Source organism: Microcoleus sp. PH2017_12_PCY_D_A, assembly GCF_020738565.1.
Classification (GTDB): domain Bacteria; phylum Cyanobacteriota; class Cyanobacteriia; order Cyanobacteriales; family Microcoleaceae; genus Microcoleus.
This window is the reverse complement of the sequence record NZ_JAEQCI010000047.1, coordinates 18217-33270: the sequence shown is the minus strand read 5'-3', so window position 1 is coordinate 33270 and position 15054 is coordinate 18217. Positions and strand designations below refer to the sequence as shown.

The window sequence follows — 15054 nt, the reverse complement described above, 5'->3', positions numbered from 1 at the left end:
TTAATAGGACTTCCGAACAGAAACCCGGTTTCTCGCAATAAATCTTGTCTTTGTCAGCGAGAGTGCCCCGAGTGCCACCGGGAATCAGCCCCCTGCGGGTAAGTTTTGGTTAATAAATTGGCAGCGAGACTGTAAAGCTTGTCTGCCCCGGTACCGAATCTACAGCAATTGTACCTTCATGTTTGTCAACAATTTTTCTCACAATGTCCAATCCCAAACCGCTACCTTCGCCGGCAGATTTAGTCGTAAAAAATGGCTGAAAAATTTTGGGAAGCACTTGTGGGGGAATACCTTTGCCGTCATCAGTAAATTTGATGACAATATTTGCCTCTTGCTGCTGAGTTTCAATCATCAAAATACCTTTATAATCCATTGCTTGCAGGGCATTGTGAATTAGGTTTGTCCAAACTTGATTTAAGTCATCGGGATAGCACATAATTTTCGGTAAATCTCCATAATTCTTGACTACTTCTATCCCGTGTTTTAGTTGATTTTGATAAAGAGTTAACACCGTTTCAATGCCATCGTGCAAGTTCGCCTGGACTTTTTCTTGCTTGCTATCGAAATGAGCGTAGCTTTTTAAGGCAAATACTACTTTTCCCGACTTGGCTGTCGCTCTTTGGATCAGGCTAATACTTTTCTTAAAGCTCGCAAACTGGTAAGCAGTATTGAAAACCACTTCCCAATCCGGTAATTTTAAAAATGGCAACAATTCTTCTATGTTATCGTAAATCTCCATATCAACTAAACTATCCGCTATTTCTTCAGCATTTTCAATGCCTCCTGCCATCAACTCGTTACTCAACTGCTGCTTAATCTTTCGTTTTTCTCTGCTAGTAAATAGCGTTTCTTGATTGGTAGACCTGTGCAGCAAAGCTAAAAAACCAGCTTGACTTTCTTCAGTAAGTTGTTGAAAAAATTGAGGCATTTTTGCTAAATTTTCGTCCCAGAAATTAGAAATATTATCAATAGAGGAACCTATAATGCCCAGAGGGGTATTGATTTCGTGGGCAATGCCCGCAATCAGTTGTCCCAGTGCCGCCATTTTTTCCGATTGAATCAAATGCTCTTGGGTGGCTTGCAGTTGGTAAATAGCAGTTGCTAAATCTTGATTTTTTTCTTGCAAACTTTGCTGCAGCAAACAAATTTTTAAATGAGTTTCGATCCGGGCTAAAACTTCTTCAACCTGAAACGGTTTGGTAATAAAGTCCACTCCTCCAACTCCAAAAGCTTTAACTTTATCCATCACGTCGTTAATCGCACTGATGAAAATTACCGGAATGTCTTTTGTTAGTTCAGAATCTTTGAGTCGCTGACAAACTTCATAGCCATCCATCTCCGGCATCATAATATCCAGCAGCACTAGATCTGGGGGCATTTTTTGAGCGGCAGACAGTGCTAGCTTGCCGTTGGGAACAGGGCGAACTTGATAGCCTTTTTCGCTCAAAATTCCGGTCAGCAGCCGCAGATTTTGTGGCGTGTCGTCCACTACTAAAATATTAGCTCGATTGGTGTTCGGTAAAGTTAAATTCATCGGTAGTTACTGTTGTTCGCTGCGATCTATTACGTTCAAAATCTTGTCGTATTCAAAATTATTAATGCAATCTTGAAGCGTGCCAGCTAGAGAGGGGTTGATAGTGCCGATTTGTGCGATCGAACTGGCGATCGCCTCCATGTCCACACTCAAAATATTTTGCTTAAATTGAGTCCTCCAGTCTGGAGAAAGAGAGGCGAGATCCTCCGGTGTCAGCACCTCCTTACTTGACTCCCCTGCACCCGCCACACTGACCTCTGTTGGCTCTTCATAAATATAGCGTACTCCTAAATGTTTCCCCATGGCCGCAAAGATATCCTCCTCTCGGAACGGTTTCCGCATAAAATCATCGCAACCCGTCGAAAGAATCACCGCCCGTTCTTCCTCCAAAACGCTAGCAGTCAGGGCCACAATCGCCGTTGCTTGCCCGCCAGTTGTAGTTTTAATCTGTTTCGTTGCCTCGTACCCGTCCATTACAGGCATTCTCATGTCCATCCAAATCAGATGCGGTTCCCAATCCCTAAAAATATCCACCGCTTCTTGACCGTTATTCGCTTCTCTCAACTGAAATCCCAACGGACTGAGAAGTTTTACTAACAGTTGGCGGTTCAAAGGTTTGTCGTCCACAATTAGCAAGCGGTAAGGTGGCTGATTCGGTTCGAGGGCAACAACTCGACCTAGAGCTTTTTTGCTTTCAATATCACTAGCTTCCACCAGATGAACTTGGATGTCAAACTGAAATAGTGCACCCTTGCCAACCTCGCTGCTAACAGTAATTTCACCTCCCATCAATTGCACGAACTGGCGGCTGATCGCTAAACCTAAACCCGTGCCTTCTTGAGAATCTTTACCCGTTGTTGTCTGCACAAATGCTTCAAACAACTGATGGATTTCTTCGGCAGCAATGCCTGCACCAGTATCTTGAACTTCAAAATGGAGCGAGTAGCGGCCGGGCATTTCATCAGCGCTGTTTTTGTGTAAATTCCGCTTTCCTCCTTTCACTTGCACCGACACTCCACCTTGTGAAGTAAATTTAATTGCATTGTTGAGCAAATTAATTAATACTTGACGCAATTTCACTTCATCGGTGGAAATGTAATGGGGAACTTCCGCGTCTCGATCGAAGATTAATTGCAAGCCTTTTTCCTCAGCTTTGAGAGCAAACATATCTTCTAAATCGTCGAGAAGTCTATATAAATCGAAGCTTTTTTCATTGATGGTAGTGCGTCCGGCTTCAATTTTTGACAAGTCTAAAACTTGGTTAATTAAAGCCAGCAAATGTTCACCGCTCCGCAGAATAATTCCGACATCTTCTTGATTTTCGGGAGACAGATTTTTACTGCGGATCATGACTTGAGCAAAGCCGATGACTGCGTTCAGGGGCGATCGCAATTCGTGGCTCATATTGGCGAGAAAGGTACTTTTAGCTTTGTTTGCTGCTTCGGCGGCTTCTTTCGCCTGCTGCATTTTAATTTGTGCTTGTTTGCTATCCGTAATGTCTTTAATAAAACCTTCGTGGTAAAGTAAATTTCCTGCAGGATCGCACACAGCCCGACAATTTTCAGAAATCCAAATGATGCTACCATCTTTGCGGTAAATTTCCGATTCAAAATTAGACAGTATCCCGTACTCGTCGATCAACGCTATAAATTCGCTGCGGCGGTTGGGTTTCACGTAAAGCCGGTTTTTGAAATTCGGCTGTGCTGCGATTAATTCTGCGGGCGATGCGTAACCGTAGAGTTCAGCTAAAGCGGGGTTAGCGCTGATGTATTTTCCGTCACCAGCAGTTTGAAAAATCCCGTTTAAAGCATTTTCATAAATATTGCGGTACTTTTCTTCTGCTTCCCGGAGGGCTGCTTCTGCTTTTTGGCGATCGGTAATATCGCTAGAAATCGACAAAAAACAAGCTTCTCCGTCAATATCGATAGTTTCGATCGACAGCAGCGCCGTTCTTTCTGTACCATTTTTATTGCGAAACCTCAGCTCGTAATTGTGAATGGCAGTTTTATTTTTTAACATTTGAATCATGCGGTCGCGCTCTCCCAAACTCGCCCAAAAATTGAGTTCTACCGCTGTTTTACCAATAATTTCTTCCCGACTGTAGCCGATCATCCGGCAAAAGCTGTCATTGACTTCTATATGACGACCGTCACGGATTCTTGTGATCGTAATTGCATTTGGACTAGAACGAAAAGCTTTAGAAAACTTTTCTTTTGCCTTGGCAAGATCGGCGGTACGTTCGGCAACTTGGACTGCTAAATTTTCGTTGTATTCCCTTAACATTTTTTCCGCTATTTTGCGTTCCGTAATATCTTGAAAAGCGCACATCCCGTAGATGATATGTCCTTGGGCGTCGTAAATAGGAGTTCCCGAAATTTGCATGGGAACAGTTTTGTCATTCGAGGAGATTTCAATGTCATCAACAGTGACACTTTTACCCTGCAAAGCATTTAACATTGGGTCGCGCTCCGCCGGGTAAATTTCCTGGGTTCCAGCTAAATAAACTTTGTAAGCTTGGCGCAAATTTTCGGCATCTGTTTCGATAATGCCTTGACTTAAAAGTTGCTCTCCTGTAGGATTAATGTAGTGAGGTTGACCGTTTGGCTCGGTAATAAAAATGCCTAGCGGTACTGCATTGAGAAATTGTTTGACTCGGCTTTCGCTTTCCGAGAGCGAAGTAAATGAATGCTGCAATTGCTCTGCCATGCTGTTGAAAGCAGCGGCAAGTTCTCCGAGTTCATCTTCGCGATTCAGAGCGAGCTTTGTATCCCATTCATTGCGTGCCAAAGCTTGCGCCGCCGCATTCAATTTTAAAATCGGTCGCACCACCCATTTAGCAGTAAGAATTCCCAGAATAGTCGCCCCAATCAAAGCTGCAACCGACAGCAAAAAAGTGCTGCGCGTATTGGCGTTAATTTGCTGCATAAAGTCGGACTCTGGCACAACTACCACAATCAGCCAATCCAACCCTCGATCGTCTTGAAAAGGAGTTACCTGAATAAAATTTCGCTTGCCGTCAACATCAAACGCAAGCTGTTGAGAATTATTGATTTTAGCTAAGTTTTGGTATGATTTTTCTAAATGCTGTGCGGTTTGGCGAATTATTGGATTCTCGCTTGCTGAAGCTTTGATGCGTTTGGCTTCTTTACCTTCCATTGCGAATTCTTTACCGGGCGTGGAAGTGGCAATTAACATCCCCGATCGCTCCATCACAAAAGTTTGTCCCGACTTGCCAATTTTGAGGCTGACGAGAAATTCTTTTATTTTGGAAAACAGCAAATCGCTGCCAGCTACTCCTAACAGCTTGCCAGCATTGTCGTAGATAGGCAAAGCAGCAGTAATTGCCAGTTCTCTGGTCAAGAAGTCTGTATAAATTGGACTCCAAATAGGTTTTTTGGCTAGAGCCGCTGCTATGTACCAAGGACGAGATCGCGGGTCGTATTTTTGGGGGGAAATTTCGATTAATTTAACGCGGTTTCCCTGAGAATCAGCAGTATATCGAGCCAATTTATTGCCAGTCGAACTGTCAGCAGCAGATATCATAATCCGATCTTTAGTGCGGATTGCTCCCGAGTGGTATCCATTTTCTTTGCCTGTGTAAATGATGCTGATTGAATCAAAATATTGAATTTGTTCGAGGAAATGAAGTTCGAGTTTTGGTTTGTCTTCTAGGTTCAACTGCCCCAATTTTATGCCTTGAACGTTCAGGTGATTGACAATGTGGGGAATTGACATATAATTTTCAATACGGTCTTTGATGCGAGCGCTAGTTTCTCCCCGCAACTGAGCGGCCACATCGTTGACCGCGCGCTGACCGTTTTGGAACGAGAGCCAACCTACAACTCCTACGGTGCCGACAATTTGCACTAAAAAAGGAACCACGAGCACAGTTTGTAATGGAGCTTTGCCGATAATTTTGGTAGCAAAGCGATTCAGCGGTTTAGGAAACATATTCATCCTAAGAGTAATTGAAATTGGCAAGGGAAATTAGTAGATGTTAAAATCTTGGAGCGATACACGAACGAGTCATCTCAAATCCAGTTAATTACCTAAAAAAAGTGTTTGTAGTGAGGACTTTAGTCCTTTGATTTGATGAGGACTAAAGTCCTCACTACAAACCGATTTTATTGTAGTTGTTCTCGGAGGACATGATGGAGCACTTACCTGAAAAGTGCTGTAGATGTCCACCACTTATTGCAGGCAATGGACATTACTATGAGTGCAGGACTGGGATTTTAGCTTACTGACAACTGTACAGGTATGAATTCAAATAACTATAGCGTATTTTTGCCCAGAGCCGATGATTGGGTACGATCGCACTATCCGCAGCCACCGGCACCCGAAACACCTGCATTTACCTGCGATTCAACTCCACCCTTTCGCCGTAACGCAACAGCATATCCAAGCTTTCCAAACGATTTTGCCAAGTTTGCACCTGATAGCTATTCTCCCCAGAATGCAAGCGCATCGAAGATTGAAATTGAGATTGAAAACTCGCCAACAATCTTTTAGCGGTTGCTAGACTTTCACCAGAAGGAGTGGCTGCCAATCTACTCAAAGCAAGACCCAATTCGTCCGATCGACTTTTGAGAACTTTCAGTTCAGATTCCGACACCCGCAACTGATTGTTAGCCAACAAAAAACTCCATTCCTGCTTGAGAGCAGTATACCGCGAAGCTGCTGCTGCAAAGGGCTGGCGGTAAGGAATTGGTTCGGAAGCGGAAGTGGAACGTACCGATCGCCCTTGAGTGCGGTTAAAAAAGCCCTGCATCCCGCTGTTGATACTTTCCACCGCAAAAATAGCATAGCCCCCTGTCGGCAAATCGCGCAAAGCTTGAATTTGGTCGATCGCCACAACTTCCGGGAGAGTCAACAACTTAACCGAGGGAGAAATCAAAGCCGAACCGAGCATTTGTTCCTTTGCTAGCGGTTCAGTTATGCGCTGAAGTCGATTAGTATCCAAAGCATAAGTCATCGGCACAATCAAGTCTACAATGCCCTGACGCGCCCAAACTTCCCAATTTTGCTGAATTTTGTAAATCCGCTGACTTTCGGGGTGCGGAAATACCGCTACTGACAGAATTGTGCGCGGATAATTCTGCCGCAAAAGCTGAGATACTTCAGCTACAAAACTATTAATTTGATTGGTTTTAAACTCAACCCACTGCCGCCACAAATTGCCGGAACTCGGCGAGATATTGACCGGATCGGTACCAGTTAACTGTTTAAATTGCTGCCTTGCTGCTGCACCGTAACCGTAGACAAAACCTGCATTGTCATCTTGAAAAGGATAGCGGATGTAGTCTAATTGCACGCCATCTACTTTGTAGCGGCTGGTAATTTCGTTGATAATTCGCAGTAAATAACTGCGCGCTTCCGGGTTAGCCGGATCGAGATAAAATTTACCATCGTTAGGGTTTTGCGTGCGTCCTTTATTGTCAATATTTGCCCAATTTGGATAGGCAGAAAGTACCGGGCCTGGATAAGAACCAGGTTTGCCAATTAAAGTATTGTGGCGTTTATTGCCGGTGGCAAAAGTCCAAATCCAAGCGTGGAGTTCCATGCCTCGTTCGCGGGCTAATTTAACCGCAGATTCCAGGGGATCCCAGCCAACTGTGAGGGGGTTTTGTTGCGGTGCAACTTGACTGGGATAAATCGGATATCCGGCATTCAAAGTTTCAAAGAAAACGGTGTTGATGCCGGCGGCGGCGAGCCGATCGAACACAGCGGCCAAACCCTGTTCCGATCGCGCTGCGACGATCGTACCGCGATCGAGCCAAACGGCTCGAATTTCCGCCCCAACGCGCTGCCCTTCCTGGGGGTAATTTTGCCAGAGAAGTTGGCGCGCTTGCACCCACTGCTGTCTGGCCTGGGCGTATTTTTGCTCTTGCAGGAGTTGGTCAAAATTTTGCAAAACCTGGCGGGCTTGGGCGATCGCCCGCGTCGTTGCTCCCTGCAAAACCAACGGGCGACTCTGGGCAGGTTCACCGACACTGTTGGTGGAGGCCACCAGTTGAGGGGGGGTAGCAGCATTGAGATTGACGGCGGTATTGCCTGAATTAGCTGCTGTGAGGGCGCTTTCAAACCTGCCGAGGAGGTTGGTGAGTTCTTGGCGCATCAAGTAGGCTTCAATGCTGACGATCGGCTTATTGGAATTTGCCTGCACGTCCAAACCTGCCGGCGCCGACTGATCGGAAGGGTCTGTAAAAGTTGCAGGTACGGGTTCGGGAAGGGGGGGAGAAGGAGAAAGTCGGCTCAGCGGGGTATTGCGCGGCGAACTGGGGGTATTTCTCGTGACTCTTGAGGGGGGATTTGGCAGCGGTGGTGCGGCTGCTGTTGGCGGTTTAGCAGGCGCACCGATTGTTCCTCCCCAGCGGGCGATCGAGGCCCGCAGCCAAGCCGAGTCTATATTGGGGGAACCGTCGCTACCCCAGCGCCAGCCGAGATAGGTAGCGCGATCGGTGGCGATCGCAGCGGAGGAACCGGAACTATCTTTCCAAGTAGCGACTGTTTGACTGTTCGCGTCGGCGGGAATCAAGACACCGCCTTGGACTGAGGCATTTTTTTGTTCGGCGGGAACCCAGTTGCTAGAAGCGGTGCAAGCGAGATCGCGGCAGCGGGTGCGGGGTTGCACAGCGCCCCGCTGAGTCAACGGAAAAGCCCAATAGGCGCCGAGGAGCGATCGTAAAGATTGACGCACCAAAGCCGGGGAACTGCGGCCGACTGGGCCCGAAGCAATCAAGCGGCCGCCCTGTTTTGTCCAAGCTTCTAAAACTTTAATTTGTGCCGGACTCAGAGTTTCAATATTGGGCAAAAACAGCACGTTGACGCCTGCTAAATCTGCCAAATTTTTGATGTCTTCGAGATTGATTGGTTTGTAAGCAATGCCGCTTTCCCAGAGGCGCGTGGTAATCTTCACCCAGTCGGGGGAATTCTCGGAACTGCGAACAACTCCCAAAACTACTTCTGCGAAACTCGGAGAGGGAAATAGGATTGAGAGATTGAGTAATGTACTCGCTAGAGTTCCAACTAAGACTCTTTGCAAGAAGGTGAAAAAGCGTTTTTTTTGAGCCTGAGAGCAGGCTTCAGGAATTCGATCGGGCTTTTTGATTTGTTGCATTGACACGAGAATTACCCACCACACCACTTATTCATTCAGTTGACAGTTGACAGTTGACAGTTGACAGCTACCTCTTCCGGTCAGTCCGAGGATTGAAGCAATGAATAGTCTTCTTTTAATTTCTCCCTCAAAGGGCTCTGGCTTTAAACTAATTATTTATAGCAAAATTTAAATAACAATTTAGAGCAATTAATCCGCACCATACAATTTTTTATCTCGTTCTGCAACCTGAATCAGGAAAATATAGCCGAGTCTCAGAAAGATTCGCGGATGACTGGCCTGCACAGGGCATAGGGCATAGGGCATAGGGCATAGGGCATAGGGCATAGTTATTGTAGGGTGCGTTTACTGTCAGAATGTTTTAAGCATAGACTAATAATTTTTGCCCGCTCCGCACTCTACGGTTAGTCTCATACTGCGTGCGATCGAACAACCGCCATCAAATAGGTTCGTAGTGAGGACTTTAGTCCGGAAGTCCTCACTAGGAACCTTGTTTACTCCACAAAGAAGGACTGAAGTCCTCACTAGGAACCTTGTTTACTCCACAAAGAAGGACTGAAGTCCTCACTACGAACCTTACTACGAACCTTGTTTACTGCACAAAGAAGGACTGAAGTCCTCACTAGGAACCTTGTTTACTCCACAAAGAAGGACTGAAGTCCTCACTAGGAACCTTGTTTGCTGCACAAAGAAGGACTGAAGTCCTCACTAGGAACCTTGTTTGCTGCACAAAGAAGGACTGAAGTCCTCACTACGAACCTTGTTTACTGAGTTGCAGCTTCATTTACGGGGAATCGATCGATCAACTGCATCGCCCGACAAGCATTCTTCCGCAAAGAATCCGACAGGTGAGGAACATGAGGAATCTGAGACAAGAAATCCAAAGTCCGGCGCAAAATCCGCACCACATCCCCTTCATCCAAACTCGTATGGCTAATCAGTTCCAGCCATTCCACGCCCAGAGCCCACTGTTCCACCAAAGTCACTAAATCCCGTTCCAGCCAAATCGGGATCGCAGCTTCGTGGCGGTACTGCACTTGAAACAACCGGCGGCGCAGGCCTTTTTGCAGATTGTCCAAAGGCGCCAAAACTTCCGGCGACAAGGAGTAATGAGTCCAACTGTCGGGCCTGGAAACTTCTGTAACCAAGGCCGCGCAAGCAGCAGCGAGGTGGTGGGGATCGAGTTCGTCAAACTCCGCAGACATTAGGGACAAACCCAGCCACAGTTCATTATCGCCGCGAATGGCGGCGCAAGCTTGGCCCAAGACTGTCGGCACCAACCTGTCGGAGGAATTATCTCGGTTTCCATGTGCCGAAATTACTCTTTCCAAACAGCCGAAATTTAGCAAAATGTCAATTAGGTTGAGAAATTGCTCCCAGTAGCGAGCTCGCTGCTTTTCTAAGTCTTGTTCGCTTTTGCGGATTTCTTTTTTCAATTCTTCGCGGCGGCGCTGGCGCTTGAGCAAAGTACCGGGATTGCCCCATTCTAGAACTGGGTGAATTTCTAGTTTATCTTCTAGGGCGGCGATTTTCTGCTGTTGCTCGATCGCCTCTGGGCTCGGTTCCGGTGCGGGCAATTCTGGAATCGATTGAGCAATTGCAGCAGTTTCTTCACTTCCCAAGCGGCACTGGCCGAGTCTCATGGTCAATTCCGGTGGCGGGTTGAGGGTATCTGCGACACTCAAGCGGGGCAGTTGGGCGTGGAGGGTGGCGACATCGCTAATGGCGACGATATACCAGCGGTTGTCTTTGCCCAAACATACCAAATTTGGTGCTTGACCGGAACCTGCGATTTTGGCAACGAGTACGGCGGGGACGGGGGTTGTGTGCGATCGTTTGGCTGTCGGGACGTGTTTGCCCTTCAGACTCAGAACCGTGCCGAGGACTGCAAAAGCCACAGCTACGGACATCTCCTTAATTCGCGCTTCTTCTGCTTGCTGCAATAGAGTTTTCAGCAAACGTTTGTCTTCTTTAAGCCTTCCCTGCAATTTTTCGTAATGGGCTAACTGTTTTTCCAGGTTGGAGACATTACCTCCGGCCGCCAGAGACTCTTCGAGCACCGCCAATTCTCCTAGCAACCGGTCTAATTCCGATTGCTGCGGTTGCAAGTACAAGGTAGAAAGGTATTGACCAAAACTGCGTTCTACCAACTCTTGAGCTTCATCGAGAGTGTGAGTTTGCAGCAAATTCAGCACCATGCCGTAGCTGGGCGTAAACTGACTGGCGAGGGGGTCGGCCTTCGCTGTTGCCAAATAGGAGGCTTCTTTTGCGCCTTCAAAGCGCGTTTGAACTGCCACCACGTGCCCCAGCTCGTCCATGCCCCGGCGACCCGCCCGACCGGCCATTTGCAGGAATTCTGAAGCGTTTAGCAGTCGGTGTCCCTTGTCGGTGCGTTTGGACAGGGTGGAAATGACTGTGGTGCGGGCGGGCATATTTATCCCGGCTGCGAGGGTTTCGGTGGCAAATACGACTTTAATCAAACCTCTGCCAAAAAGTTCTTCTACTAAACCTTTCCAAGCGGGTAAAATGCCTGCGTGGTGGGCGGCGATGCCTTTTAAAAGTGCTTCTTTTTGACCGAAACGTTCTGCTTCTGGGTTGCGCTGTAAAAAATCGTCAATGATGCGTTTGAGTTCGGCTGTTTCGGCTTCGTTAACTAGGGAGAAATTGCCTACTTCTGTTACTGCTTGGTCGCACCCGCGACGGCTGAAGATGAAGTAAATTGCTGGTAGCATATCTCGATCGTCCAACCGAGACAAAACATCGGTCAAAGTGGGAGTCGGAATGCTACCTCTTTCTGCTTTTTGCTGCTTCTTTTTGGGGACTAATCGCGGATTAGCTCTTTTGCCGGTTTCGTCTAGCAGGGGGAATACGCCTTTTTGATTGGCGAAGTGGAATTGTAGCGGTACTGGCCGAAAGTCTGAGTAGACAAGCTCTGTGGGCCCGTGGACTTTGTTAATCCAGTCTGTGAGTTGGTCGCTATTAGCAACGGTTGCTGAGAGGGCGAGGAGTTGAATTTCGCTGGAACAATAGATGATTGATTCTTCCCAGACTGTACCGCGCTGGCGATCGTTCATGTAGTGACACTCGTCGAGCACGACGGTTTCGACTCCGGTGAGGGAAGCACCGACAGCGCCAATGGGCGTACCGTAGAGCATATTCCGAAATATTTCGGTAGTCATCACCAAAATCGGCGCATCTCGGTTGAAGGAGATGTCCCCCGTCAGCAAACCTACCATCTCGTCTCCAAATTGATGGCGGAAGTCGCGCAGCTTTTGGTTGGAGAGAGCTTTGAGGGGAGTGGTGTAGAAGACGCGCCGCCCTCTAGAGAGTGCTTGATGGATGGCGTATTCGCCGATTAAAGTTTTCCCTGAGCCCGTGGGAGCACACACGACAACGGATTTACCTGCATCGAGGGCGGCGATCGCGTCTCTCTGAAAGTTATCTAGCTCGAATGGAAATATGGTCTTCAGATCCAGCTCTTGGCGGTTCTGGGAAGCGTTAGGCACAAGGATTATTATGAGGTTGCAGGGTAAGTATGCTTAAATCTTGCTGAAAGCAAGGCAGCAGAGGACGACTGTATTGATTTTAGACCAACGCCCGCAAATCGGCACTCGAAGGAAGAAGAGACGAGGAATGGGAGAATTTTTCTTTTGCCTTCAATCGTTCCTTACTTCAGCTTTAAGCGGTCAAGTTCTGAGTACAAACTTACAGCATTTTTCAGGTATGTAGCTACGCGAAAACCCGGTTGCTGTAAGGCCGCGTCCTCTGCCTGCCCTGATTCCCGGTTTCTGCCGTGCAGTCGATCGACCTGCAATCTGCTATCTTATCGCAAAAATTCTAATTTTATGACAAACTCTTTACTAGGGCTTGCTTAAATTCCGCGGCACTTTTCTCGTAAATTTCAAGATAATCAACCAAAGTGCGATCGATCGCCTTAGCTAGGGGCTTGGGAATTGCAGAAGTGCGATCGGGCACCGGCACCGAATCACTTGGGAAAACCGCCAAAAAGGAGCCGAATTCGCCAGACAAATCTTCGCCATAGGGCGGAAAAAACTGAAGTCCGAACGATCGAACCTGAAACATTAAGTTTGTAGTGAGGACTTTAGTCCTTCTTTAGATACGGGGAGAGGACTAAAGTCCGAACGATCGAACCTGAAACATTAAGTTTGTAGTGAGGACTTTAGTCCTTCTTTAGATACGGGAAGAGGACTAAAGTCCGAACGATCGAACTTTATTTAATTTGGGCGATTTGGCGATCGATAAAATGGCTTTTTCACCACCGTAGCTGGGTAATTTTTGCCACGAATCTCAACTTCTAACTGCTGGCCAATTTTACCTAATTTTGCCGGAACAACCGCGAGGGCTACCGCCCGATTCAATGTAGGCGATAATGTACCGCTAGTAACTTCTCCTACTTTTTCCCCTGCAACTATTATCGGATAGCCGTGGCGCGCAATGTGCCGCCCCTGCATTTCCAACCCTATCAATCGCTGCGATACTCCCGTAGCTTTCTGCTGTTCCAAAACCTCACGCCCAATAAAATCGCCTTTGCTATCGAGGTGAACTACCCAACCCAATCCAGCTTCTAAAGGTGTGATCTTGTCGTCAATATCTTGACCGTAAAGTGCCATGGCTGCTTCTAAACGCAAGGTATCTCTCGCACCCAAACCGCAGGGTACAACGCCAGCATTTAGGAATTTTTGCCAGACTTGTTTTCCGGTTTCTATATCCATCATGATTTCAAATCCATCTTCGCCAGTGTAACCTGTTCGGGCGATAAAACTCGGCTGTCCCAACAGCTTGGTTTCTAAGTGTCCGAATGCTTTGATTGGTGCGAGGTTGTCTTCGACAAAAGGCTGGAGATAGTTAACTGCTTCCGGGCCTTGAATTGCGATTAAAACTTGGTTTTCTGAGATGTCGGTGAAAGTAAGTTCGCTCAAGTCTAAATGGGCCGCTATCCAGGCTTTGTCTGCGATGCGAGTGGCGGCGTTGACAATGATTGCTGCACGTTCTTCGCCAGTGATAGCGTCTGGTTCTTGGCTGTAGAATATAATGTCGTCTAGGATGCAGCCTTTGTCATTTAATAAGACTGTATATTGAGCTTGTCCTGGTTGCAAGCGGCTTAAGTCTGAGGGTACTAAGGGTTGAAATTTTTCTATTACCTGTTTCCCTCTCAAACAGAATTTTCCCATGTGAGAAATGTCGAACATTCCTGCTTGCTGGCGTACTGCTTGATGTTCGCTGCTGATGCCTGCGTACTGCACGGCCATCTCCCACCCGGCAAAAGGCACCATCCGACCTTTGAGCTGTAATGATAGTTCGTAGAGAGGCGATCGCGCGAGCTGACTCGGTATCTCTGGATTGTTGGGTTCAGTTGAGTTTGCCACAGGTAGCGCTTTGTTGGTTGCGGGTAGACTGTTTTGATTTTACGGGAAAGTGCGATCGACTTTCAGAAGACGCTCGCGGTTGAAACCGCGTCTATACAGACAAAACCCATCTCCGTGGGTTGAAGAATACGCGGTGAAAATTATGTTATTCTCTTCAGTCCGCGCACCATCTGGACTTGGTTTTTGTAGACGCGGTTTCAACCGCCGTCTAATCTTATGGAGAATAGCGGGCTCGAACCGCTGACCCCTACAATGCCATTGTAGTGCTCTACCAACTGAGCTAATTCCCCTTTCTTTTCGCGTTTTCAATCATGCCTTAACTGACCGATGTTTGTCAAGCCTTTTTGAAAAAATAGTTGAGAGCCTTGGACTGGCAAGGCTTTTGGCTTTTTTTTCAAAAAAATTCCTCGCTTTTTGACAATTGTCGATCGCTACTACGATTTAGTAGGTGTGCTGGGATATTTCGGTTAAATGGCTCAAACAAGACCCCATGAGGAAGTAGACGACTACCAGGGCGGCGGCTGAAACCGCAACTAGGGTGCCGGCTAGGATTAGTGAAAATTCTCGTTGCGCGATCGCCTCTTGCATTAGATGCAATGACCAGGCAACGAGGGCAACGTCAATTATTAAAATAGAAACCAGCATAAGTTACGATTTGTAACAGCTTAACTATTGTAACAAAAGTTTTCGCGCAGTGCAGATAAGCTCATATGTATTTAAGTATTGATGTTAAACGGATGGGGAGCAGCGCAAAGCCATCAAGAAAAAAGTATAGGTTATCTTAATAATTACAATATGCAAACTAAATGAGAGCTAGCTCAGCTTTTTAGGGGGCGGTTGTGCGATCGCACCGGGGAAGCGCGCGTTTGCGATGGTAGGTGCGTAGGCGTTGCCGGTAGTCCTGCACAATAAGGAAGATGTATTATAATTTTATTCTTTTAACCTACCTTGAATTTTGGGTTATGAACTGATGATTAAGCCCGATCCTCCTAGCCCCCCTTGAGAAGTAGGGT

7 protein-coding genes and 1 tRNA gene are annotated in these 15054 nt (G+C 47.0%); all 8 read right to left on the bottom strand.

Annotation, left to right across the window (positions count from 1 at the left end):
• Positions 1 to 109: 109 nt before the first annotated feature.
• Positions 110 to 1534 carry a response regulator gene (locus JGK39_RS15170; protein ID WP_293296722.1) on the bottom strand — a complete coding sequence of 475 codons (1425 nt, stop codon included), beginning with the start codon at positions 1532 to 1534 and terminating at the stop codon, positions 110 to 112.
• A 6-nt stretch (positions 1535 to 1540) separates the two neighbouring features.
• Positions 1541 to 5485 (bottom strand): PAS domain S-box protein, encoded by a 3945-nt coding sequence (locus tag JGK39_RS15165; protein ID WP_293253318.1) that lies wholly within the window; start codon positions 5483 to 5485, stop codon positions 1541 to 1543.
• A gap of 403 nt (positions 5486 to 5888) precedes the next feature.
• Positions 5889 to 8654 (bottom strand): family 10 glycosylhydrolase, encoded by a 2766-nt coding sequence (locus tag JGK39_RS15160; protein ID WP_293253315.1) that lies wholly within the window; start codon positions 8652 to 8654, stop codon positions 5889 to 5891.
• Positions 8655 to 9418: 764 nt separating this feature from the next.
• Positions 9419 to 12160 (bottom strand): DEAD/DEAH box helicase, encoded by a 2742-nt coding sequence (locus JGK39_RS15155; protein ID WP_293253312.1) that lies wholly within the window; start codon positions 12158 to 12160, stop codon positions 9419 to 9421.
• A 337-nt stretch (positions 12161 to 12497) separates the two neighbouring features.
• Positions 12498 to 12737 (bottom strand): hypothetical protein, encoded by a 240-nt coding sequence (locus JGK39_RS15150; RefSeq protein WP_293253309.1) that lies wholly within the window; start codon positions 12735 to 12737, stop codon positions 12498 to 12500.
• 152 nt (positions 12738 to 12889) lie between these two features.
• On the bottom strand, positions 12890 to 14041 hold the full coding sequence (gene gcvT / locus JGK39_RS15145; RefSeq protein ID WP_293253305.1) for a glycine cleavage system aminomethyltransferase GcvT: 1152 nt from the start codon (positions 14039 to 14041) through the stop codon (positions 12890 to 12892).
• A 217-nt stretch (positions 14042 to 14258) separates the two neighbouring features.
• A tRNA-Ala gene (locus JGK39_RS15140) sits at positions 14259 to 14331 on the bottom strand.
• A 151-nt stretch (positions 14332 to 14482) separates the two neighbouring features.
• Entirely contained in the window at positions 14483 to 14686 is a 204-nt protein-coding gene (locus JGK39_RS15135; protein ID WP_293146445.1) for a hypothetical protein, read from the bottom strand.
• Positions 14687 to 15054: the final 368 nt, after the last annotated feature.